The organism is Micromonospora sp. ANENR4 (assembly GCF_015354395.1).
Taxonomy (GTDB): domain Bacteria; phylum Actinomycetota; class Actinomycetes; order Mycobacteriales; family Micromonosporaceae; genus Micromonospora; species Micromonospora aurantiaca.
Genome location: NZ_JADKYQ010000009.1, coordinates 140,742 through 162,962, shown reverse-complemented (window position 1 = coordinate 162,962; position 22,221 = coordinate 140,742). Strand labels below are relative to the sequence as shown.

The following is a 22,221-nucleotide window of genomic DNA, read 5'->3' as shown; positions in this document are numbered from 1 at the left end:
CCCCTCGGGGGTGCCGGGCCCGTCGCCGTCGACAGGAGGTACGAGGTGGACGAGCGGACCCGGCTGCGGCTGGACGTCTCGTACGACGGCACCGACTTCTCCGGCTGGGCGCCCCAGCCGACCCGGCGCACAGTGGCCGGCGTACTCATGCAGACGCTGGACCTGGTGCTCGGCGCGGGCACGGCGACCGGCCTGACGGTGGCCGGGCGTACCGACGCCGGGGTGCACGCCACCGGGCAGGTCTGCCACCTCGACCTGCCGACTCCCGTGTGGCGGGAGCACGAGGGCCGGCTGCTGCGCCGGCTGGCCCGGCTCCTGCCGCCAGATGCCCGGGTACGCGCGATGACCGAGGTGCCCGCCGACTTCGACGCCCGGTTCTCGGCCACGTTTCGGCGCTACGAGTACCGGGTCACCGACGCCCGGTGGGGTGCCGAGCCGCTACGCCGCCGGGACACCCTGGCCTGGCCCAAGCCGTTGGACCTGGCGGCCCTGAACGCCGCCGCCGCCGGGCTGGTGGGCGAGCACGACTTCGCCGCGTACTGCCGGCGCAAGGAGAACGCCACCACGCTGCGCGAGGTGACCCGGCTGGACTGGCGGCGCGACCCGGACGGGATCCTTGTCGCCACCGTGCAGGCCGACGCGTTCTGCCAGAACATGGTACGCAGCCTGGTCGGGGCGATGCTGGTGGCCGGCGACGGGCGGCGGCCGGTCCAGTGGCCGGCCGGCCTGCTGACCCGGCGTGAGCGCTCCAGCGAGGTGACAGTGGCGCCGGCGCACGGCCTCGCCCTGGTCGCTGTGGGCTACCCGGCCGACCCGGCCGAGTACGCCCGCCGGGCCGAGGCGACCCGCCGGTTGCGGGTGCCGGTGGCCGAGGGCTGAGCCCGGCTCAGTCCGTGCCCCGCTGACCGGCGCTGTCCCCGGCCGATTCGGCGTCGGGCTGCCCGGCCGTGCCGGCCGCCGCGCGACGGTCCAGCACACTCCGGTTGAGGTGCAGCTCGACCATGTCGAACATGATCTCGCGGGCGGTCGCGTCGTCGCTCGGGATACGTTCCCCGTCGGCGCGGGTGACCAGGCAGTAGGCGACGTAGTGTCCGCGTACCTGCCAGGCGACCCGGGCCGCGGCCCGTTCCACCGCCTCGGTGTCGTCGCCGGCCGCCATGCCACGGAACCGTCCCTGGCGCGCGTCGAGCAGCGGCCGGATGCGGTCGCGTACCCGCTGGGCGGTGGCCACGTCGGTGAGGTTGAACAGACCGGCGGTGATCAGGTGGTCGCCGTCGGGGGAGCGGAGCGTGCCCCGCACGACCTGGTTGCAGCCGAGCCGGACCAGCAGGTCGGCGATCTCGCCGGTGGCCGCTACCTGGCACTTCGGGCTGGCCTGGGTCTTCAGCACCCGGTATGCGGGCTTCCCGTCGGTGACCACCAGATCCTTTGTCGGGAAGACCTCCTTGGCGGTGAGTGACGCCTGGTCGGTGTCCCGGGAGTCCAGGTCGGTGCCGCCGGACGGGGTGCTGGACTCGGTCGGCTGCGGGGTCGGCTGGCCAGCCGGGGGCGTGGCGGTGCGTTCGTCGAGCAGAGCCGCGACGGCGAGCCCGGTGAGCGAGAGCAGCAGCAGGACGGCGGCGCCGCCGACGAGCGTCTGCCAGAACCGGCCGCCGCCGCGGCGTTCGGCGCGCCGGGTCCGGGGCAGCTCGGAGACGTCGGCGGCGCGGGCGGTGGGGCTGGCCGGGATCGGCACCGTCGGCCGGTCCACCGCCGCCGGTACGGGCGCGGGCATGGGCGGCGCGGGCTGCGGCACCGGGGAGGGCTCCCGTGGTGGCGCGGGCCGTCCGGGTGCCGGCGCCGGGGCCGGTGGTGCCGGAACGGGTGCGCGGGCGTCGTCTGCCACCGCCTGCCCGTCGGGGATGGCCTGCTCGGCCGTGCCGGCCGGCGGCAGCGCCGGTTGCGGGCGCGGCGGCGGGGGCAGCGACGGCGTGGGGAACCGGGAGCGTGACGGACCCGCGGGCGGCGGCGTCGTGGCTGCGGGCCCGTTCGGGGCCGACCCGGGATTCGGGTACTCCAGGAAGGCGTCCTCATCGGACTCGTACCGGTACACCATGTGGCATAGAGTAGGACTGATTGTCCCTTTCAGGGGTAATATCGGGAAATTCTGGCGGAGTGGCGTCCGGCTCCGCCGGTGACACCGTCGCCGGAACCGCCCCGGCCCGGTGCGAGAATGCCTGCGTGACCGGCGACCACTACTTCACCGCTGAACCCTCGGCCCCGGCCCGCCCGCGCGAGGTCGAGTTCACCGTCGCCGGGCGCGACTACACACTCGGCTCGGCCGGTGGCGTCTTCTCCGCCGACCGGCTCGACCCGGGCACCGCCGTGCTGCTGCGCAAGGCCGACCTGCCGGCCGCCGACGTCACCGGCGCGCTGCTCGACATCGGCTGCGGCTTCGGCCCGATCACCTGCGTCCTCGCCACCGTCGCGCCGAAAGCCACCGTCTGGGCCGTGGACGTCAACGAGCGCGCCCGCGCCCTCACCACCGACAACGCGGTAAGGATCGGCGCCGCCGACCGGGTACGCGCCGTCGCGCCGGACGAACTGCCGGACGACGTCACCTTCACCCAGATCTGGTCCAACCCGCCGATCCACATCGGCAAGCCGGAACTGCACGCCCTGCTGCTGCGCTGGCTGCCCCGCCTCGCCCCGGACGGCGTGGCCTGGCTGGTCGTCGCCCGGCACCTCGGCGGCGACTCGCTGCACCGCTGGCTGGTCGAGCAGGGCTGGTCCGTCGAGCGGCACGCCAGCCAGAAGGGCTACCGGGTGCTGCGGGTCACCCGGTAATCCGGTGTCGTCCACCGACCCGGCTCGGGCAGGATGCCCGCGTGGGATACGTGGACGTGGCAGGAGTGGGGCACATCCTCCCGGACGGGCGTGAGCTGTTCAGTGACGTCTCGTTCCGGGTCGGTGAGGGTGCCAAGGTGGCGCTGGTCGGCCCGAACGGCGCCGGCAAGACCACGCTGCTGCGGATGGTCGCCGGTGACCTGCCGGTGAAGACCGGCGCGATCGCCCGCTCCGGTGGGCTGGGCGTGATGCGGCAGTTCATCGGCATGATCGGTGACGAGTCCACGCTCGCCGACCTCGCCCTGTCGCTGGCACCGCCGGCGCTGCGCGACGCCGGGCGGCGGCTCGCCGAGACCGAGGCGGCCATGCGGGCGGCCGAGGTGCGCGGCAAGTACAGCTCCGCCGCCGCCAAGACCCAGCTCGCGTACGCCGAGGCGCTGGCCGCCTGGGGTGAGACCGGCGGGTACGACGCGGAGGTCCTCTTCGACACCGTCGCCACCATCGTGCTGGACCTGCCGTGGGACAGCGCCCGGGAACGGCCGGTCCGCACGCTCTCCGGCGGCCAGCAGAAACGCTTCGCGCTGGAACTGCTGCTGCGCGGCCCGGACGAGGTGCTGCTGCTCGACGAGCCGGACAACTTCCTCGACGTACCCGGCAAACGTTGGCTGGAGGCGCGCCTGCGCGAGTCGGGCAAGTCCGTGCTGTACGTCTCGCACGACCGGGAACTGCTGGCGCAGACCGCCGACCGGGTCGTCGCGGTGGAGGGCGGCAGCGCCTGGGTGCACCCGGGCGGCTTCGCGAGCTGGCACTCCGCGCGGGTGGCCCGGCACGCCCGCCTCGACGAGCTGCGCAAACGCTGGGACGAGGAACACCAGAAGCTGCGCGAGCTGATGCTGATGTACAAGCAGAAGGCCGCGTACAACGACGGGATGGCGTCCCGCTACCAGGCCGCGCAGACCCGGTTGCGCAAGTTCGAGGAGGCCGGGCCGCCGCCCGTACCCCCGAAGGACCAGGACATCCGGATGCGCCTGACCGGCGGGCGGACCGGCAAGCGCGCGGTCATCGCCGAGCAACTGGAGCTGGACGGCCTGACGTACCCGTTCGACCTGGAACTCTGGTACGGCGACCGGGTCGCGGTGCTCGGCGCGAACGGCACCGGCAAGTCGCACTTCCTGCGCCTGCTGGCCCGGGGCGGCACCGACCCGGAGCCGGGAAACACCCCCGTCGACGGCGCCGGCGCCCTCGCACCTGTCGCGCACGGCGGCGTGGTGCGGCTCGGCGCGCGGGTCCGGCCCGGGCACTTCTCGCAGACCCACGACCGGCCGGAGCTGATGGCCAAGACACTCGTCGAGGTGCTGTGGCGCGGCGACGACCACCGGGCCGGCATGGACCGGCACGCGGCGATGGCGGCGCTGTCCCGGTACGAGCTCGCCGCTCAGGGCGACCAGCGGTTCGGCACGCTCTCCGGCGGGCAGCAGGCCCGCTTCCTGGTGCTGCTGCTGGAGCTGTCCGGGGCGACGCTGCTGCTGCTCGACGAGCCCACCGACAACCTCGACCTGGCCTCGGCCGAGGCGCTGGAGGCCGGGCTGACCGCGTTCGAGGGGACTGTGGTCGCTGTGACACACGACAGGTGGTTCACCCGTACCTTCGACCGGTTCGTGCTGTTCCGGGGCGACGGCGACGTGGTGGAGACGCCGGAGCCGGTCTGGGACGTGGGCTGATGATCGACCGGGAGCTGGCCGACCGGCTGTGCGCGGTGGACGGTGTGGTCGCGGTGGCCCTCGGCGGCAGCCGCGCCCGCGGCGACCACCGGCCCGACTCCGACTGGGACCTGGGCCTCTACTACCGGGGTACGCCGGACGTGGCCGGGCTGCGCGCGGTGGCCGCCTCGATCGCCGACGGGCCGGTGGACCTCACCGCACCGGGCGGCTGGGGACCGTGGGTCGACGGGGGCGGCTGGCTGCGTGTCGGCGGCGTCGCGGTGGACTGGATCTACCGCGACCTGGACCGGGTGCACCGGGTCTGGGCGGACTGCCGGGCCGGCCGCTACACCGTCGAGGCGCAGGCCGGGCACCCGCTCGGCTTCTACTCGCACGCGTACGCCGGGGAGGTGGCGCTCGGGCGGGTGCTCGGCGACCCGAGCGGCGAGCTGACCGCCCTGCGGGCCGAGACCGTCGACTACCCGCCCGCGCTCGGCGCCGCGCTGGTCGCCGGCGGCTGGGAGACCGGGCTGCTGCTCGACGGCGCGGCCAAGGGCGCGGCCGGGGGCGACACCGGCTACGTGGCGGGCTGCCTGTTCCGGGTGGTCGGCGTGCTGGTCCACGCGCTGCACGGCCGCGCCGGGCGGTGGCTCGTGAACGAGAAGGGCATGATCGCGTCCGCCGGACGCCTGCCGGGTGCGCCGCCGGACTTCGCCGAGCGGACGCAGGCGCTGCTGGGCGCGGTGGGGCGTACCCCGTCCGAGCTGGCGGCGACGATCGCCGCCGCCCGGACGCTGGCCGCCGAGGTGTTGCCGCTGCCCGGATGACACCCGGCAGCGGGCATAGGGTGGATCTCGTGAGTGAGATGACCTATCGCCGGCTGGGCGACTCCGGGCTCGTGGTGTCAGTGGTCGGTATCGGCTGCAACAACTTCGGCCGCAAACTCGACAGCGACGGCACCCGGGCGGTGGTGGACGCCGCGCTCGACGCCGGGATCAACTTCTTCGACACCGCCGACATCTACGGCGAGCCGCAGGGCGCCTCCGAGGAACTGCTCGGCCAGGCGCTCAAGGGCCGCCGCGACGACGTGGTGGTGGCCACCAAGTTCGGCATGGACATGAACGGCGCGAACGGGCCGGATCACGGTGCCCGGGGCGCCCGCCGCTACATCGCCCGCGCGGTCGAGGCGTCGCTGCGCCGGCTCGGCACCGACCACATCGACCTGTACCAGATGCACGAGCCGGACCCGGGCACCCCGATCGACGAGACGCTCGCCGCGCTGGACGACCTGGTGACCGCCGGCAAGGTGCGCTACCTCGGCAACTCCAACTTCGCCGGCTGGCAGATCGCCGACGCCGACTGGACCGCGTCGTCGCAGGGGCGTACCCGGTTCATCTCCGCGCAGAACCACTACTCGCTGGTCGAACGCGGGGTGGAGGACGAGGTGATCCCCGCCTGCGAGCGGTTCGGCCTCGGCATGCTGCCGTTCTTCCCGCTCGCCAACGGGCTGCTCACCGGTAAGTACAAGCGCGGCGAGGCGCCCCCAGCGGGCAGCCGCCTGGCCGGTGGCGGCCGGTACGCCGAGCGGCTGGCCGCCGCGCGCTGGGACGTCATCGAGGCGATCGAGGCGTACGCGGCCGAGCGCGGCATCACCATGCTCCAGGTGGCCATCGGTGGCCTGGCCGCCCGTCCCGCAGTCACCTCCGTGATCGCCGGCGCCACGACTCCGGCCCAGGTGAGCGCCAACGCCGAGGCCGGGACGTGGCAGCCGTCCGACGAGGACCTGGACGCCCTCGACGCCATCCTCTGACTGTCCGCGCCGGTGCAGGCGAGCCCGCTCGCGCGTCGGATCCGCCCGCGTGCTCGGTCCACCCGTGTTCGGTCCGCCCGCGCGTCGCAGGTGCGTCCGCTCGTCGTCGTGCGAGCGTCGGGGCTTGCCCCGCGCTGCGGGCGTGCGCCCACCGTGGCCGCCCGCGCGCGGAGACACCCATAACGTTCCACTCAGAGGCAGCGCTCACGATGGGTGGAACGGCATGGGTGTCAAAGGGGCCTTGAAACACCTATGGCGTTCCACTCGTCGCCAGATTCAGTCGCGAGTGGAACGCCATAGGTGTCTGCGGGCGGCCTTCCGACGCCCGTGGCGCCCGGCCCGGCCAGGCGGCGGGTGGCGGGCCGGGGTGGGGCGGAGCTGCGGGCGTGGGTCATGGTTTGCTGCGGTGGCGAGACGTTCGGCCAGGGCCTGGCGGACCAGGGCGACTGTGGCGTCGGGGCGGCGTAGCACGTCGTCGGCGGTGAACCGCAGCACCACCCACCCGGCCGCGCGGAGCGCGTTCAGGCGTGCCACGTCCCGCCGGAAGTGCGCCCGTTCGCGGTGGTGGTCGCCGTCGTACTCGACCGCGAGGCGGAGCGCCGGCCAGGCCAGGTCCACCCGGGCCACGAAACGTCCGCCGGCGCGTACCTCGTGCTGAGCGACGAGCGGGCCGAGGCCGGCGTCGAGCAGAAGCAGCCGCAACCGTGTCTCCATCGGGGACTCGCTCAACGGCTCGGCCAGCGCCAGCACCTCCCGCAGCAGCGGAGCGCCCGGCCAGCGCGACCGGGCGGCGGCGTAGGCCCGCAGGCAGGGCAGCTTCACGACCCGGCGACGCAGCAACGCGTCGACGGCGACGAGCGCGTCGACGCGGGTGCCGTGGCGGCCCAGGTCGAACGCGCGGTACGCAGCGGGGTGGTGACCGGCAGCCCACCGACGAGGGTGTGGTCCCGCTCCGGCAGCGGTGACCGGACCACCCGCAACCGTGGGTGCGGTCGCAGTCGAGCAGCAGTCGGCAGCAGCACGCTGACCGGCGCGTCGCGGGTGAGCACGTCCACGCCGAACAGCCACGCGGCGCTGCGTCCCGCCAGCACGCCACCCGTGGGCAGGCGCAACGCCACCGCCGCGCACCACATTCGGTGGTCGTCGGCGCGGTACCCGTCCCGGTGCACGTACACGTCCGGCAGCAGGCGGATCCAGGTCTGCCCGCGCAGCATCGTCCAGGTGAGCAGCCCTTCGGAGACGGCACTGCCGCCCCGGAACGGCACTGTCGCCAGGCGGCGCGGGACGCGGGCGGGAACGGACATCCGGGCAGCGTGTCGTGACGGGACGGTCACCCGCTGCCCCGATCCGGCGGACGGCTGGTGTCTGGGAAAAACCTCACCCGGGCTTCCGTACGGGCGGGAGGCGTCGTACGGTAGGCCGCAAGTGACCCACGGGAGCCCGGTGCGGACCGGGCTGAGAGGGGGGCTGGGAGCCCCCGACCGTCGAACCTGATCCGGGTAATGCCGGCGCAGGGAGGAGCGTTGCCGTGCTGTCCCTGGGACGACTGCATCTCATCACCGACACCCGGCCGGGGCGTGACCCGCTCGCCGTGCTGCGTGCCGCCCTGCCGGTGGCGGGCGCCGACCTCGTCGTGCAGGTGCGCGTGGAGGACGACGCCACCGACCGGCAGGCGTACGAGCTGGCGTGCCGCGTGACCGAGGCGTGCCGGCCGTACGGGGCGCGGTGCCTGGTCAACGACCGGCTGCACGTGGCGCTCGCGGTGGACGCCGCCGGTGGCCACGTCGGCGCGGACGACCTGCCGGTCGCAGGCGCGCGCCGGGTGCTCGGCCCGGACGCGGTGCTCGGCGCGACCGCCCGGGAGCCGGTAGGCGCCCGCGCGGCGGTGGACGCGGGAGCGAGCTACCTGGGCGTGGGCCCGTGCCACGCCACCACCACCAAGTCCGGCCTGCCGGACCCGATCGGCCCTGGCGGGGTACGTGCGGTCGCCGAGGCGGTGAGCGTGCCGGTGATCGCGATCGGCGGGGTGACCGCCGCGACCGTGCCGGCGCTGCGGGCCGCCGGGGCGTACGGGGTGGCGGTTGTCGGCGCGCTCAGCCTGGCCGCCGATCCCGCGCACGCCACCGCCGAGCTGCTGCTGGCGCTGACGCGATGAGCCCGGCCGACGTGGCGGTGGTGGGCGCCGGGCCGGTGGGACTCGCGATCGCGTGGCGGTGCGCGCAGCGCGGACTGCGCGTGGTAGTGCACGACGACCGGCCCGGGTCGGGCGCCTCGTCGGTGGCCGCCGGGATGCTGTCGCCGGTTGCCGAGGCGTACTTCGGTGAGCACGAACTCACCGCGCTGCTCGTCGAGTCGGCCGCCCGCTGGCCCGGCTTCGCCGCTGAGCTGACCGAGGCGAGCGGCGTCGACCTCGGCCACCGCACCGAGGGCACGCTCGTCGTCGGGCTCACCGCCGACGACCTGGCCGAGGCGGGGCGGCTGTGGTCGTACCAACGGGGGTTGGGACTGCCGATCACGCCGCTGCGCCCCTCGGAGCTGCGCGACCGCGAACCGGCGCTGGCGCCGCGCGTGCGCGGCGGCGCTGTCGCGCCCGGCGACCACCAGGTCGACCCGCGGCGGCTGGTCGCCGCGCTGCGCACGGCCGCCGAGCGCGCCGGGGTGGAGCTGCGCCCGGCCCGCGTCGGCGCGCTGTCCGAGCTGGACGCGCGGGTCACTGTGGTCGCGGCGGGCTGCGGCGCGGCGGCGCTGACCGGCCTGCCGGTCCGGCCGGTGAAGGGCCAGGTGCTGCGGCTGCGCGCGCCCGGTGGCGGTCCGCCGGGCTTCCGGCACGTGATCCGGGGGTACGCGGACAGCGAGTCGGTCTACCTGGTGCCCCGGGACAGCGGTGAGGTCGTGGTCGGGGCGACTGTGGAGGAGCGCGCGGACACCGCTGTCACCGCCGGTGGCGTGCTGACGCTGCTGCGCGCCGCCGCCGAACTGGTGCCGGAACTCGTCGAGTACGAAGTGGTGGAGGCAGTCGCCGGGCTGCGTCCGGGTACGCCGGACAACGCGCCGATCATCGGGCCGCTGCCCGGGCAGCCGGGCGTGCTCGCGGCGACCGGGCACCACCGGCACGGCATCGTGCTCACCCCGGTCACCGCCGACCTGGTCACCGAGCTGATCGTCACCGGCGAGCCGGATCCCGCGCTCGCCCCCTTCACCCCGGACCGCTTCGGGAAGGAGCGCACGTGGAACTGATCGTCAACGGCACCGGCCGGACGCTGCCCGAGGGCGTCACCGTCGCCGAGGTGGTCCGCACCGTCACCGACCGGGAGCGCGGGCTCGCCGTAGCGGTGAACGGCGAGGTGGTGCCGCGCGGCGGCTGGTCGGCGAGCGTCCTGCGCGACGGCGACCGCGTCGAGGTGCTCAGCGCCACCCAGGGCGGGTGAACGGCATGTCCACGCTGGAGATCGGCGGGGTCGCGTTCGGCTCCCGGCTCGTCCTCGGCACCGGCGGCGCGGCCAACCTGCACGTGCTGGAGCAGGCGATCCGCGCTTCCGGCACCGAGCTGGTGACGTTGGCGCTGCGCCGGGTGGACACCACACCCGGCGGGTCGGGCGGCCTGCTCGACCTGGTGGAGCGGTGCGGCGTACGGCTGCTGCCGAACACGGCCGGCTGCCGTACCGCGGTGGAGGCGGTGAAGACGGCGCACCTGGCCCGGGAGGCGTTCGACACCGACTGGGTGAAGCTGGAGGTGATCGGCGACGAGCGCACGCTCCTGCCCGACGGGGTGGAGCTGCTGCGCGCCGTCGAGGAACTGGTGGCCGACGGGTTCACCGTGCTGCCGTACACCTCGGACGATCCGGTGCTGGCGCGGCGGCTGGCCGACGTGGGCTGCGCGGCGGTGATGCCGGCCGGGTCGCCGATCGGTTCCGGGCTGGGCATCGGCAACCCCCACCACATCCGGCTGATCCGCGCGGCCGTGGACGTGCCGGTGGTGCTGGACGCGGGCATCGGCACCGCCTCCGACGCCGCGCTGGCGATGGAGCTGGGCTGCGACGCGGTGCTGCTGGCGAGCGCCGTGACCCGGGCCGCCGACCCGGTGGCGATGGCCACAGCGATGCGCTACGCGGTCGAGGCCGGGCGTCTGGCGTACGGCGCGGGCCGTATCGCCCGCCGCTTCCACGCCCTGGCCTCCACCCCGGATGAGGGACGGCCCGACCTGTGACCGCCTCACGCCTAGCGGATCTTGGTACGGATGCGCCCTCCGAGGGGCGGCCGCGTACCAAGATTCCGGGCGGGCCGAGCGGCGTCGTGCTGCTCACCGATCGGCGGGTTGCTCGGGGGGCGCTTGTCGACGTGGTGGCGGGGGCCGTGGGTGGGGGAGTGCGGTGGGTGGTGCTGCGGGAGAAGGATCTGCCGCGCGCCGAGCGCCTCGCGCTCGCCGCCGACCTGCGCGCGATCCTCGCCGAGGCGGGCGGCACGCTGATCGTGGCCGGCCCCGATCCGCTCGACGGGGACGCGGTGCACCTGCCCGCCGCCGGCCCGTACCCGCCGCCCGCCGTCGGGCTGGTCGGCCGCTCCTGCCACGACACCGCCGAGCTGGCCCGGCTCACCACCGAGCACTACGCGACGCTGTCCCCGGTCTACGAGACCAGGACGAAGCCCGGCTACGGCCCGCCCCTGCGGCCGACCGGACTCGCCGCCCTGGTGAAAGCCAGCCCGGTCCCGGGGCTCGCCCTCGGCGGCATCGAAACGGCAGCTCAGGTAGCGGCCTGCGTAGAGGCAGGCGCAACAGGAGTAGCAGTGCTCGGCGCAATCATGCGGGCGAACGACCCCGCCGAAACCGCCACCACGCTGGGCAGCGCCTTCCAGGAGGCGGCCACCCGTGTGGCGCGCACCCACCCCGCGCGATCCGACGAAGGCCCGCACGAGAAGGGCTGCGGCCGACCGTGACCACGGAGGGATCAAGCCTGACCGCCCGGAGTGGGCACGGTCGGCCGCAGCCCTCAACCGCAACCACCGGTGAAGGAAAGCAGTGACGCCGAAAACAGTTCTCAGCATCGCCGGCTCCGACTCCGGAGCGGGAGCGGGCATTCAGGCCGACCTCAAGACGTTCGCCGCGCTCGGGGCGTACGGCACGACAGTCCTCACCGCAGTCACCGCGCAGAGCACCAGGGGCGTGGACGCCGTCCTGCCGCTGCCGCCGCAATCGGTGCGCGACCAGATGGACAGCGTGCTCGGCGACTTCGACGTGCGCGCCGTGAAGACCGGGATGCTCGGCACCCCGGCGGTCGCCGATGCGGTGGCCGAGGCGGCAGGGGCCGGGCGGCTGCCGCACCTGGTCGTCGACCCGGTACTGGTCGCCACGAGCGGGCACCGGCTCGGCGTGGTGGAGGCGGTCGAGCGGCTGCTGCCGTACGCGGAAGTCGCGACGCCGAACTGCGCGGAGGCCGCGGCCCTCACCGGAGGCCCGGTGGGCACCGTCGAGGAGATGGTCGCGGCGGCCGAGGCGCTGGCGGCGCGTGGACCGGCGTTCGTGGTGGTGACCGGCGGCGACGTGGACGCCGACGGCGAGTCGGTGGACGTACTCGCCGGCGGCGGGACGACCCGCCTGCTGCGCGCGCCCCGGGTGGACACCCGGCACAACCACGGCACCGGCTGTTCGTTCTCGGCCGCCGTCGCGGTCCGGCTCGCCGCGGGCGACGCGGTGCCGGTCGCGGTGGCGGCCGCCAAGGAGTACGTCACCCGCGCGCTGACCGGCGCGCGGACCTGGGAGCTGGGCGCGGGACGCGGCCCGCTGGACCACTTCGGCTGGTCCGCATGAGCGACAGGGAGGCTGTCATGCAGGCACGTCGCAAGGTGTACGTGGAAGGGTCACGCCCGGACATCCGGGTGCCGTTCGCCGAGGTGACGCTGACCGGGGACAACCCTCCGGTACGGCTCTACGACACCTCCGGTCCCGGCTCCGACCCGGAGGTGGGGCTGCCCGCACTGCGCGGGCCGTGGATCGCCGAGCGCGGCGACGTGGCTCCGGTGCGCGGTGCCGGCACGCCGCTGGCCGGAACCCGTCCGACCCAGCTTGCGTACGCCCGGGCCGGAATCGTCACGCCGGAGATGGAGTTCGTGGCGATCCGCGAGTCGGTGTCGCCGGAGTTCGTGCGGGACGAGATCGCGGCCGGCCGGGCCGTGCTGCCGCTGAACGTGAACCACCCGGAGTGCGAGCCGGCCGTCATCGGCAAGGCGTTCCTGGTGAAGGTCAACGCCAACATCGGCACCTCGGCTGTCACCTCGTCGGTGGCCGAGGAGGTGGAGAAGCTGACCTGGGCGACCCGGTGGGGCGCGGACACCGTGATGGACCTGTCCACCGGCAAGCGCATCCACGAGACCCGCGAGGCGATCGTGCGGAACGCGCCGGTGCCGATCGGCACGGTGCCGATCTACCAGGCGCTGGAGAAGGTCGGCGGCGACCCGGTGAAGCTGAGCTGGGAGGTGTTCCGGGAGACGGTCATCGAGCAGGCGGAGCAGGGCGTCGACTACATGACCGTGCACGCCGGGGTGCTGCTGCCGTACGTGCCGCTGGCGGTGGACCGGGTCACCGGGATCGTGTCCCGGGGCGGCTCGATCATGGCGGCCTGGTGCCTGGCACACCACGAGGAGAACTTCCTCTACACGAACTTCCGGGAGCTGTGTTCGCTGCTCGCGAAGTACGACGTGACGTTCTCCCTCGGTGACGGCCTGCGCCCCGGTTCCATCGCGGATGCCAACGACGAGGCGCAGTTCGCCGAGCTGCGCACGCTCGGTGAGCTGACGAAGATCGCCTGGGAGTACGACGTGCAGGTGATGATCGAGGGCCCCGGGCACGTGCCGATGCACAAGATCAAGGAGAACGTGGGCCTCCAGCAGGAGTGGTGCCACGAGGCGCCGTTCTACACGCTCGGGCCGCTGACCACCGACGTCGCGCCCGCGTACGACCACATCACCTCCGCGATCGGCGCGGCGATGATCGGCATGTTCGGCACCGCGATGCTCTGCTACGTCACCCCGAAGGAGCACCTCGGGCTGCCCGACCGCGACGACGTGAAGGCGGGCGTGATCGCGTACAAGATCGCGGCGCATGCGGCCGACCTGGCCAAGGGGCACCCGGGCGCGCAGGCGTGGGACGACGCGCTGTCGAAGGCCCGGTTCGAGTTCCGCTGGGAAGACCAGTTCAACCTGGCGCTCGACCCGGAGACCGCGCGGGCGTACCACGACGCGACGCTGCCCGCCGAGCCCGCGAAGACGGCGCACTTCTGCTCGATGTGCGGGCCGAAGTTCTGCTCCATGAAGATCACCCAGGAGCTGAAGGACTACGCGGCGCGGGGCATGCGCGGCAAGTCCGAGGAGTTCGTCGCCTCCGGATCGCGGGTCTACCTGCCGCTGGCGTGAGCGGGGCCGGGGTGGGCCGTTTCGACCCGGTCCGCCCCGGCCGTCGTTCAGTCGCGGTGGTGCCGTCCGGTCCGCAGCGAGCGGGCGTCGTCGGCGTTGTCGTCCGAGGCGAGACCGGCCACCCAGTCCACGTACTCGTCGTCGGCAGCGGTGGTCGGCTCGGCCGTCCGCTCGGCCGGCTCCGGCTCGTCCTTGGCCCGGTTGCGCCGGAACAGGCCGCGCCGGGGCTTCGACTTCCCGCCGGACGCGTCGGCGTCGTCCGGTCCGGCGTGCCGCCCGCGCCGGGAGTCCGTCTCCGTGGCCTCCGGCAGTGCGGCGGTGGTGTCCGGCAGTGCGGATTCCGCCTCGCCCGGTGCGGCGGTCGCCGCCTCGGGCCGGGCGACAGGCTTCCCCGCCTCGGGCCGGGCGAGCGGCCCTGCCGGGCGGGCGTTCGTGGCGAGCGCGTCCCATCCGGTGCTCGCGCCCGGCTCGGGCAGACCCCGGTGGCGGGGACGCGGCGCCGGCTCGGCCGGGGCGGTCGTCTCCGCGCCGTCCCGGGCCGGTGTCTCAGGTTCGGTGGTCGCGCGGCGCGGGCGGCCCGCCGGAGTGATCGGCCAGGCCGGGCGTACCTCGCCGGGCGTTCCGGTCACGTCCTCGAACATCGGGAACCGGGGCCGGGTCGACGGGACCGGCGCCGGGTCGTCGAAGAAGAAGTTGCGTCCGGTACGCCCGGCCGGTGCGACCTCGTTCGAGCCGGTGCCCGTGTCGTCCCGGTGCGGGTCCGTGGCCTGGGGAACCGGGGCGGCGTTCGTGGTGTCCGGGTCGGGCCGGGTCCGCCCGCCGGGCGCCGTCGTCGCGGCCTCGGCGCCGGTGCTTGTCGGCTCGGCGTCGGCTCCCCCGCTCGGCGTCGTCGGCGCGGCGTCGGGCCGGCCGCTCGGTGTCGTCGGCGCGGTGTCGGCCGGGGTGGAGCCGGGGGAGGCCGGGCCGGTGGCGCGCGGGGCCTTCGGCGCGCGGGTACGCCGGGGGCGGGTGGCGCGGCCCGTCGCGCCGGTGTCTCCGAGGGCTTCGGCCGGTGGCGCGGCGGGGGTGTCGCTGTCCGGGTCGGCCGTGACCGGTCCGGTGAGGGCGCCGCTGTCCGTACGCGGGCCGGGAACGTGGCTGTCGGCGGTGCCGCCGGTGGCCGGTGACGTGCCCGCGCCGGTGCTCGGGGAGGTGTCTGCCGTGCCGTCGGCGGGTGACACCGGCCCGTCGGTCGTCCCGCTGGACCGGCCGGCGCGGGTACGACGCGGCCGGGTCACCCGTGGCGTAGTGGCCGCCGCTTCCGGCTCCGGTGTGGCATCGGCCGTGCCGGGAGCCGAGCCGGTGCCGGAGGCGGCCTCGCTGTCCGTCGGGATGCCGGTCGCCTGCCCGGACGCTCCATCGGCGGCTTCGGAACCGGCGACGGCCGGGTCGACCGGGACCGGGACCGGGTCGGGGCGGCCCGCGGCGAGGACGTCGATGGCCGAGGTCCGGCGGCCCGGGGGCAGCAGGCCCGGCATGGGCTGGCCGTGGCCCGTGTCGGTGACGGCCGAGCGCTCACCCACCGGCCGTTCCGCAACTGCCGGCTGTTCGAAGGCGGGCAGATCCGCGAGGGCCGGCCGGCCGGTGGCGGGCAGATCGGTACCGGCCGGAGCCGTCGCCGTGGCCGAGCCGCCGGGCTCCGGCCAGTTCCAGTGCGCGGGCGCGGCGGCGCCGCTCGTCACCGGAGGCACGGACGGGGCGGCCGGGACGCCTGGAGTGGACGAGTGCGGCAGCGGGGCGAGGATGTCGGTGGCCTCGACCGCGTCGGGGTCACCGGTGGCGGTGACCGGGCGGGGCAGCACTGTGGTGGCGGTCGAGCCGAGCGCGCCGGCGATCACGGCGATCAGCGCGCCGTAGTAGGGCGCGACCTGGTAGCGGTCGGTCGCCGAGCCGGGACCGGCGGTCAGGTAGGCGAACGCGACGAGCACCGGACCGGCCGCCCCGGCCGCACCGCCGATGAGCGGCGGCCACTCGGCCCGGCGCGCGAGTACGCCGACCGCGCCGCCGGCCAGCAGAGCGAGCACCGGCAGCAGCAGCATGGACAGGCGTTGGGCCGCCTCCGGATCGAGCCAGGAGGGTTCGAGGACGCCGAGCCGTACCGTGGCGAGCGGGCGGTTGGCGACGATCGTGGGTGCGACGGAGAGCAGCGCCAGCAGCCAGACGATGCCGGCGGTGATCGCCACGCCCCAGCCGAACGGCGGCTTGAGCAGGACGGCGATCGCCGCGCCCGCCCCGACCACCGCGCCGAGGGCGGCGCAGATGCCGGCGGCCCAGACCGGGTCGACGGATCCGCCCAGCTCGGCCGCGCGGGCCGGTTGCATGCACAGCGGGGCGACCACCATCGCGCCCAGCGCGCTGACGCCGGCGATGGAGAGCAGTTCGGTGGTGCCGCCGGGACTGTCGTCGCGGCGGGCGAAGCGCTCGGTGAGGACGGCTCCGGCGACCGTGGCGACAGCGGCGAACCAGCCCACCCAGACGAGCTGGGCGGGCCACCGGTTGACCGAGACGTCCACGAACGCGCCGTCGAGGCGTACGACTCCGAAGCCGTACGCGATCCCCAACTGGCCGGCCCCGGCCAGTACGCTCACCCCGAGCGCCGTGAGCAGCAGCCTGCCCCACGTCCGAAAGGCCATGTCGGGCACGTTACGGCCCGGTGCCCCCGATCGCCACCTTGCCGCCGCGCGGCGCGGCGAACCTGCCGGTGTGGCTACTTCAGCTCGACCAGGCGCGCGAGGTAGGTGGTGTCGCCGACGTTGGTGAGCATGTGCACCGCGCCCGGGTCGCGGTAGACCACGCCGCCGGTCGGCTCGTCGGCGTCGATGGTGGTCCCGTCGATCGTCTGCACCACGTTCTTCGCGCCCTGGATCGCCACCACCAGGTACGGGTGGTCGTGGCGGTGCAGCGGCTGCCGCTCACCCGGCTCCAGCCGGATGTGCCAGACGCGTACGCGGTCGTTCTCGTACACGATCTCCTGGCCCACCGGGCCGAGTTCGAGGTCGGCGGAGAGTTCGGTCATCGTGGTCCGTCCAGTCGGGGGAGCACCTCGGCGGCGATGAGCTCCACGTGGTCGAGGTCGTCGAAGTCGATCAGGCGCAGGTGCACCCGGGTGGCCCCGATCGCGGCGAACTCGCCGATCCGGTCGACCAGCTGGGCGGGGGAGCCGACCACCGGGTCCTCCGGCGGCAGCGCGCTGGTGACGTGCAGCGGCGCGGCCCGGCGCTGCGCCTCGGCGTCGGTGCGTCCGATCGCCACCACGATGCCGGCGGAGAGCGTCAGCGGCGCGCGGCCGGAGGCGTCCCGCCCGGCGCGATCGCACGCCTCGCGCACCCGCTCGTACGCGGCGGCGGTTTCGGCCACGCTCTTGAACGGCATGTTGAACTCGTCGGCGTAGCGGGCGGCCAGCTCGGGGGTGCGCTTCGGTCCCCGGCCGCCGACGATCACCGGCGGGCCGGGCTGCTGCACCGGCTTGGGCAGCGCGGGCGCGTCGACCAGCCGGTAGTGCTCACCGGTGAAGCTGTACGTCTCGTCGGCCGGGGTGCGCCACAGGCCGGTGACGATCTCCAGCTGCTCGGCGAGCCGGTCGAAGCGCTCGCTCACCGGCGGGAACGGGATGCCGTACGCGGTGTGCTCGCGCTCGTACCATCCGGCGCCGATGCCCAGCTCGACCCGGCCGCCGCTCATCCGGTCGACCTGGGCGACCATGACGGCGAGCGGCCCGGGGAGCCGGAACGTGGCGGACGTGACGAGCGTGCCGAGCCGGATCCGGGAGGTCTCCCGGGCGAGCGCGGCGAGCGTCAGCCAGGCGTCGGTGGGGCCGGGCAGCGCCGGCTCGTCCCCCATGGCCCGGTAGTGGTCGGCCCGGAAGAAGCCCTCGAAGCCGGTCTCCTCGACCAGCCGGGCGAACCGGAGCTGGTCGTCGTAGTCCGCACCGCGGTGGGGTTCGGTGAACACCGAGACCCGCATGGTCACCGGCCTCCGACGGGTACGCCGGGGGCGTCCCGCTCCATCAACAGTTCGTGCAGCTCGGCACTGATCCGCGCGACGTCTTCCAGGTGTTCGTGGCGGCCCAGCGTGCGCGGCCGGGGGACGTTCACCTCGACCACCTCGCGGATGCGCCCGGGGCGCGGGCTGAGCACGACGACCCGGTCGGCGAGCAGCACCGCCTCGTCGATCGAGTGGGTGACGAAGACGATCGTCGCCTTCGTCTCCATGTGCACGCGCTGGAGCTCGCCGGAGAGTTCCTCGCGGGTGAGCGCGTCGAGCGCGGAGAACGGCTCGTCCATGAGCATCACCCGGGGCGAGCCGACCAGCGACCGGCACAGCGAGACGCGTTGCTGCATGCCGCCGGACAGCTCGTGCGGGAGGCGCTTCTCGAAGCCGCCCAGCCCGGCCATCTCCAGCAACTGGCGGGCCCGGTCGCGGTGCTCGGCGCGGCGCCAGCCGAAGATCTCCACCGGCAGCAGCACGTTGTCCAGCACCGAGCGCCAGGGCAGCAGCGCCGGCCGCTGGAACAGCATCGCCACGTCGCGGCGGGGCTTCGTGATCGGCGTACCGCCCACGGTGATCTCACCGCCGGTGACCGGGAGCAGGCCGGCGATCATGCGCAGCAGCGTGGACTTGCCGCAGCCGGACCGGCCGAGGACGGCGACGAACTCGCCTTCGGCGACGTCGAGGTCGATGCCGCGCAACGCCTCCACCCGCCCCGAACGGCCGTCGAAGGTGCGGGACACCCCGGACAGTCGGATCATCTTCCGCCGGCTCCCTTCCACGTCGTCCGAATGCGAGCCGGGCTAGCGTAGCCGACCGTGCTTATAGCACCGTCCGGGGTGGACGTCAGTCCGCTTTCCGTCACGCAACTTCGTTTCCGTTCCGCAACCGGGACGGCGGCGGCAGGTCATCTGGCTTCTCGTACGCTGTTGCGCGCGAAGAGTCCCCTCACGACGGTCCAGTCGGCCGAACCCACGTGCCGACCCCGTCGGACCCACGACCCGACCGGCGAAGAAGTCCTGGTCGGAAAGGACATGGTGCACTGATGAGAAGGCTGACCCGCACGGTCGCCGCCGCGGCTCTGGCCACCGCCCTCGCCCTGGTGGGCGGCTGCAGCAGCGACTCGGACAAGTCCGAGAGCGGCGGCGGCAACGGCGCGGCGCTGGAGAAGGTGACGTACCTCACCTCGTTCGGCAACTTCGGGCGTGACTCCTACGCCTGGGTGGCGAAGGACAAGGGCTTCTTCAAGGAGGCCGGTTTCGACGTCGACATCAAGCCCGGTCAGGGCACCGGCTCCGTGATCCAGACCATCACCGGCGGCCAGGCCGACTTCGGCCCGATCGACCTGACCGGTGGCATCCTCCAGCTCGGCAACGGCCAGGCGAAGGACTTCGTGGCGGTGGCCGCAATTCAGCAGCGCACCATGGCCGCGATCGTCACGGTCGAGGGCAAGAACATCGCCACCCCGAAGGACCTCGAGGGCAAGAAGCTCGCCGACACCCCGACGTCCGTCGTGCGCAACCTCTTCCCGACGTACGCGCGGCTCGCCGGCATCGACGGCAGCAAGGTGACCTGGGTCAACGGTGAGGCGCAGGGCCTGATCGGCATGCTCGGCTCGGGCTCGGTGGACGGCATCGGCCAGTTCGTCGTCGGCCAGCCGACGGTGGAGACGGTGACCAAGAAGAAGCCGGTCGTCCTGCCGTACAGCAACGTGATGCAGGACCTCTACGGCAACGCGCTGATCACCTCGTCGAAGATCGCCAAGGAGAAGCCGGAGATGGTGAAGAAGTTCACCGCCGCGCTGCTCAAGGGCCTGGAGTACTCGCTGGCCCACCCGGACGAGGCGGCCGAGATCCTGAAGAAGAACGTGCCGGCCGCCGTCCCGGCCGCGGCGTCCGCCGAGCTTCAGCTGATGGCCGCGTACGTGCGGTCGAGCAACTCCGGCACCGCGATCGGCACGCTGGACAGTGGCCGGGTGGCCAAGAGCATCGCGCTGCTGCAGGGCGCCGGTGCGCTGAAGCAGAACCTCACCCCGGACCAGATCATCGACTTCAACCTCGCGCCGAAGGCCTGACCGGCCCGCTCGGGCCAACGGGGGTGCGACCCGCCGGACACCCCGGTGGGGCGCACCCCCTTCGCGTGCCGGTCACACCGACCGGCGCAGAGAGGAGGACACGTTGACACAGTCGACCGAGGCCCGGCCGGAGGCGCCGCCGCGCCCGGCGGTCCGGCGCGGGATCGCCGTACGCCCGGCGGCGGTCGGGCTGCCGGCGCTCGGCCTGGTGATCGCGGTGGCGGCCTGGTGGCTGGTCACCTCGGGCCTGAACCTGGTGCACCCGGCCGCGCTGCCCCCGCCGCAGGCGGTGGGGAAGTCCCTCGCCGGCACCACCGAGGTGCTGCTGCCCGCGCTGGGCATCACCACCTGGATGACGGTGTTCGGCTTCCTGCTCTCGTCGGTGGCCGGGGTGCTGATCGGGATGGCACTGGCCGCCTCCAGCCGGGTGGAACGGATGTTCGCGCCGCTGCTGGTGGCGGTGAACGCGGTCCCGAAGATCGCGTTCGGGCCGCTGCTCGTGGTAGCCGTGGGCTGGGGGCAGAAGCCGATCCTGACCATGGTGTTCCTGCTCTGCTTCTTCCCGATCGTGCTCTCCACCGCGACCGGACTGACCACCACCCCGGCGGACCTGGCGGAGCTGGGCCGGTCACTCAACGCCTCGTGGTGGCAGTCGTTCCGCAAGGTGCGCTTCCCGGCGGCGCTGCCGCAGATCTTCGTCGGTCTCAAGGTGGCCATGCCGCTCGCCGCGATCGGCGCGGTGATCGGGGAGTTCTACTCGGACCGCCCGGGCCTGGGTTACCAGATCCTCCAGTACAACGGCGTCGGCGACACCGCTACCGCGTGGGCGGCGATCGTGCTGGTGGCGCTGATGAGCATCGTGCTCTACGCCGCACTGAGCCTGGTCGAGCGCCTGGCCCTGCCCTGGGTGAAGGCCACCACCTCAGCCCGCTGACACCCCGAGACGAAAACCCGACGTCGACCGAGCACCCAGAAGGAAACCTCAACCCGCGGGTGCCGGCGGCCCACGACAGGTTTGGCCCCACCGCAACCGGCGCAGGGATCAAGCTTGACCGCCCGGAGCCGGTTGCGGTGGGGCCACACCCCCACCGCAACCGACCAAGCGATCAGCCGGCCAGCCGCCAACGACCACCACGGGCCACCAGCGTCGTCAACGCCTGCGGCATCAGCCCGGAGTGGTTGTCCGGCGTCATCCGGATCGGCCCGGAGAGCCCATCGAGCTGCGACGTCTCCAGCACGTCGCGCAGCCCGTCCCGGTCGACCTTGCCCGGCTCGCCGCCGGCCTGCAGCTCGGCGTCGGCGATCAGCTGGACCGCGTCCGCCGCGAAGGAGGAGAAGCCGTTGTAGCCGCCGAACCGGGCGGTGTAGTCCTGGAACCACTGCCGTCGCGCGGCCTTGGCCGGGGTGGTGGCGATCACGTCGTCGATCACCATGGTCTGGGTGAAGATCAGCGTGGCCTCGTCCGTGGAGCGGGCCGAGGGGCCCAGGAAGAGGTCACCGGCGGCCGTGGCGTCGAAGAACAGCGACCCGCGGAACTTGCTCTGCCGTGCCGTGGTGGCGGCGAGCATCGCCTGCTCCGGCGTGGTCCACAGGACCAGTGCCTGCGGCTTGCGGGCGACCAACTCGTTGATCTGCGTGCCGACCTCGGTGTCGGTGACCCGCACCGACTCGTTGGCGACCAGCTTCACGGAGGTCTTGCTCAGCTCACGGCGCAGGGCGGCGAGCCCTTCCTGGCCGTAACCCTCGGCGCTGTGCAGCAGCGCCACCTTGCGGATCTCGCGCCGCTCCAGTTCCGCGGCGAGCGCGGCGGCGCTGTCGGTGGCGTTCGGGGCGAGCTTGAAGACATATCGGCGCTCGGCCACCGGCTCGGTGATGTCGCTGGACGACCCCAGTGCGATCGTCGGAATGCGCTTCTCGCCGATCGTTCGGGCCGCGCCGACGGCGCATTCGTTGCAGCCGCCCATGATGACCGCGCTCACGCGTGAGTCACCGCTGAAATCATTGATGTTCCGCAAGGATTCCGCGGCATCCGAGCGGTTGTCCTTGACCCGCAGATCGATCTTCCGGCCGCCCAGTGCGCCGGAGGCGTTCAACTGCTCGACCTTCAGTTGCAGAGCCCGTTGGTAGACCTTGCCGACCGGCGCCGACGCGCCGGAGAGTTCCAGGTCGGCGGCGATCACGATCGGGCTGGTGTCCTGCGGTTCCCCGCCGATCCCGCAGCCGGTGAGCGTGGTGGCCAGCACGGCCGATGCGAGCGCCGCGATGCTCGCGGAGCGGATGGGGCTCAACTCAGTCCTCCAGGTGCGGCGCGGGCCGACGCCCGATCACCGCCGCTCGTCCGTCCTCAGTGGAGGAACGGGATTGGTTTGCCGTACGGT

At 73.9% G+C, this 22,221-nt stretch carries 22 protein-coding genes and 1 riboswitch; of the genes, 14 read left to right on the top strand and 8 right to left on the bottom strand.

Annotated elements, in window-relative coordinates:
• Positions 1–45: 45 nt before the first annotated feature.
• Positions 46–879 (top strand): tRNA pseudouridine(38-40) synthase TruA, encoded by an 834-nt coding sequence (gene truA / locus IRY44_RS17530; RefSeq protein WP_194801421.1) that lies wholly within the window; start codon positions 46–48, stop codon positions 877–879.
• Between the two features lie 7 nt (positions 880–886).
• Here the strand turns inward: truA and IRY44_RS17525 are convergent, their stop codons facing one another.
• Positions 887–2,095 carry a hypothetical protein gene (locus IRY44_RS17525; protein WP_228532304.1) on the bottom strand — a complete coding sequence of 403 codons (1,209 nt, stop codon included), beginning with the start codon at positions 2,093–2,095 and terminating at the stop codon, positions 887–889.
• 125 nt (positions 2,096–2,220) lie between these two features.
• On the opposite strand from IRY44_RS17525, the gene IRY44_RS17520 reads away from it, so the two are divergent.
• Genes IRY44_RS17520 through IRY44_RS17505 form a run of 4 tightly spaced genes read left to right on the top strand, consistent with a single transcriptional unit; the run spans position 2,221 to position 6,336 of the window.
• Entirely contained in the window at positions 2,221–2,826 is a 606-nt protein-coding gene (locus IRY44_RS17520) for a class I SAM-dependent methyltransferase (protein WP_194801420.1), read from the top strand.
• Between the two features lie 41 nt (positions 2,827–2,867).
• On the top strand, positions 2,868–4,547 hold the full coding sequence (locus tag IRY44_RS17515; RefSeq protein ID WP_194801419.1) for an ABC-F family ATP-binding cassette domain-containing protein: 1,680 nt from the start codon (positions 2,868–2,870) through the stop codon (positions 4,545–4,547).
• Positions 4,547–5,353 (top strand): nucleotidyltransferase domain-containing protein, encoded by an 807-nt coding sequence (locus tag IRY44_RS17510; RefSeq protein ID WP_194801418.1) that lies wholly within the window; start codon positions 4,547–4,549, stop codon positions 5,351–5,353. The genes IRY44_RS17515 and IRY44_RS17510 overlap by 1 nt, the downstream gene beginning before the upstream one ends.
• A gap of 20 nt (positions 5,354–5,373) precedes the next feature.
• On the top strand, positions 5,374–6,336 hold the full coding sequence (locus IRY44_RS17505) for an aldo/keto reductase (protein ID WP_194801417.1): 963 nt from the start codon (positions 5,374–5,376) through the stop codon (positions 6,334–6,336).
• Positions 6,337–6,612: 276 nt separating this feature from the next.
• Here IRY44_RS17505 and IRY44_RS30750 read toward each other — a convergent pair whose 3' ends face one another.
• The gene (locus IRY44_RS30750; RefSeq protein ID WP_370584963.1) at positions 6,613–7,158 is read right to left on the bottom strand and encodes an endonuclease domain-containing protein; all 546 of its coding nucleotides are present in this window, start codon (positions 7,156–7,158) and stop codon (positions 6,613–6,615) included.
• On the bottom strand, positions 7,155–7,640 hold the full coding sequence (locus IRY44_RS30745) for a hypothetical protein (protein WP_228532302.1): 486 nt from the start codon (positions 7,638–7,640) through the stop codon (positions 7,155–7,157). The genes IRY44_RS30750 and IRY44_RS30745 overlap by 4 nt, the downstream gene beginning before the upstream one ends.
• Before the next feature lie 118 nt (positions 7,641–7,758).
• A riboswitch (TPP riboswitch) is annotated at positions 7,759–7,870 on the top strand.
• Between IRY44_RS30745 and thiE the strand changes: the two genes are divergently transcribed.
• The 7 genes from thiE to thiC all read left to right on the top strand — a co-directional run bounded on the left by thiE (position 7,868) and on the right by thiC (position 13,743).
• Positions 7,868–8,491 (top strand): thiamine phosphate synthase, encoded by a 624-nt coding sequence (thiE, locus tag IRY44_RS17495; protein ID WP_370584966.1) that lies wholly within the window; start codon positions 7,868–7,870, stop codon positions 8,489–8,491. It overlaps the preceding riboswitch by 3 nt.
• Positions 8,488–9,573 carry a glycine oxidase ThiO gene (gene thiO, locus IRY44_RS17490; protein ID WP_194801415.1) on the top strand — a complete coding sequence of 362 codons (1,086 nt, stop codon included), beginning with the start codon at positions 8,488–8,490 and terminating at the stop codon, positions 9,571–9,573. Before thiE ends, thiO begins: the two co-directional genes overlap by 4 nt.
• Positions 9,564–9,764: a sulfur carrier protein ThiS gene (thiS, locus tag IRY44_RS17485; protein WP_013288601.1), complete on the top strand. Its 201-nt coding sequence runs from the start codon at positions 9,564–9,566 to the stop codon at positions 9,762–9,764. The genes thiO and thiS overlap by 10 nt, the downstream gene beginning before the upstream one ends.
• Positions 9,765–9,769: 5 nt before the next feature.
• Complete coding sequence (locus tag IRY44_RS17480) at positions 9,770–10,543, top strand: thiazole synthase (protein ID WP_194801414.1); 774 nt, start codon at positions 9,770–9,772, stop codon at positions 10,541–10,543.
• Positions 10,544–10,605: 62 nt separating this feature from the next.
• Positions 10,606–11,271, top strand: a complete 666-nt coding sequence (locus tag IRY44_RS17475; protein ID WP_194801538.1) for a thiamine phosphate synthase — start codon at positions 10,606–10,608, stop codon at positions 11,269–11,271.
• Between the two features lie 82 nt (positions 11,272–11,353).
• Complete coding sequence (gene thiD, locus IRY44_RS17470) at positions 11,354–12,142, top strand: bifunctional hydroxymethylpyrimidine kinase/phosphomethylpyrimidine kinase (RefSeq protein ID WP_194801413.1); 789 nt, start codon at positions 11,354–11,356, stop codon at positions 12,140–12,142.
• 17 nt (positions 12,143–12,159) lie between these two features.
• On the top strand, positions 12,160–13,743 hold the full coding sequence (gene thiC, locus IRY44_RS17465; RefSeq protein WP_194801412.1) for a phosphomethylpyrimidine synthase ThiC: 1,584 nt from the start codon (positions 12,160–12,162) through the stop codon (positions 13,741–13,743).
• A gap of 47 nt (positions 13,744–13,790) precedes the next feature.
• On the opposite strand, the gene IRY44_RS17460 is transcribed toward thiC, so the two are convergent.
• From IRY44_RS17460 to IRY44_RS17445, 4 genes are all read right to left on the bottom strand, one after another.
• Positions 13,791–16,415 (bottom strand): hypothetical protein, encoded by a 2,625-nt coding sequence (locus IRY44_RS17460; protein WP_194801411.1) that lies wholly within the window; start codon positions 16,413–16,415, stop codon positions 13,791–13,793.
• A 74-nt stretch (positions 16,416–16,489) separates the two neighbouring features.
• Positions 16,490–16,798 (bottom strand): cupin, encoded by a 309-nt coding sequence (locus tag IRY44_RS17455; RefSeq protein ID WP_013288595.1) that lies wholly within the window; start codon positions 16,796–16,798, stop codon positions 16,490–16,492.
• Positions 16,795–17,745 carry an LLM class F420-dependent oxidoreductase gene (locus IRY44_RS17450; RefSeq protein ID WP_194801537.1) on the bottom strand — a complete coding sequence of 317 codons (951 nt, stop codon included), beginning with the start codon at positions 17,743–17,745 and terminating at the stop codon, positions 16,795–16,797. Before IRY44_RS17450 ends, IRY44_RS17455 begins: the two co-directional genes overlap by 4 nt.
• Positions 17,746–17,747: 2 nt before the next feature.
• The gene (locus IRY44_RS17445; RefSeq protein ID WP_194801410.1) at positions 17,748–18,530 is read right to left on the bottom strand and encodes an ABC transporter ATP-binding protein; all 783 of its coding nucleotides are present in this window, start codon (positions 18,528–18,530) and stop codon (positions 17,748–17,750) included.
• A gap of 284 nt (positions 18,531–18,814) precedes the next feature.
• Here IRY44_RS17445 and IRY44_RS17440 point away from each other — a divergent pair, with 284 nt between their 5' ends.
• Positions 18,815–19,843 (top strand): ABC transporter substrate-binding protein, encoded by a 1,029-nt coding sequence (locus tag IRY44_RS17440; RefSeq protein WP_194801409.1) that lies wholly within the window; start codon positions 18,815–18,817, stop codon positions 19,841–19,843.
• A 103-nt stretch (positions 19,844–19,946) separates the two neighbouring features.
• Positions 19,947–20,777 (top strand): ABC transporter permease, encoded by an 831-nt coding sequence (locus tag IRY44_RS17435; protein ID WP_194801408.1) that lies wholly within the window; start codon positions 19,947–19,949, stop codon positions 20,775–20,777.
• 172 nt (positions 20,778–20,949) lie between these two features.
• Here the strand turns inward: IRY44_RS17435 and IRY44_RS17430 are convergent, their stop codons facing one another.
• A complete protein-coding gene (locus IRY44_RS17430; protein WP_194801407.1) occupies positions 20,950–22,131 on the bottom strand; it encodes an ABC transporter substrate-binding protein in 1,182 nt (393 codons plus the stop codon).
• Positions 22,132–22,221: the final 90 nt, after the last annotated feature.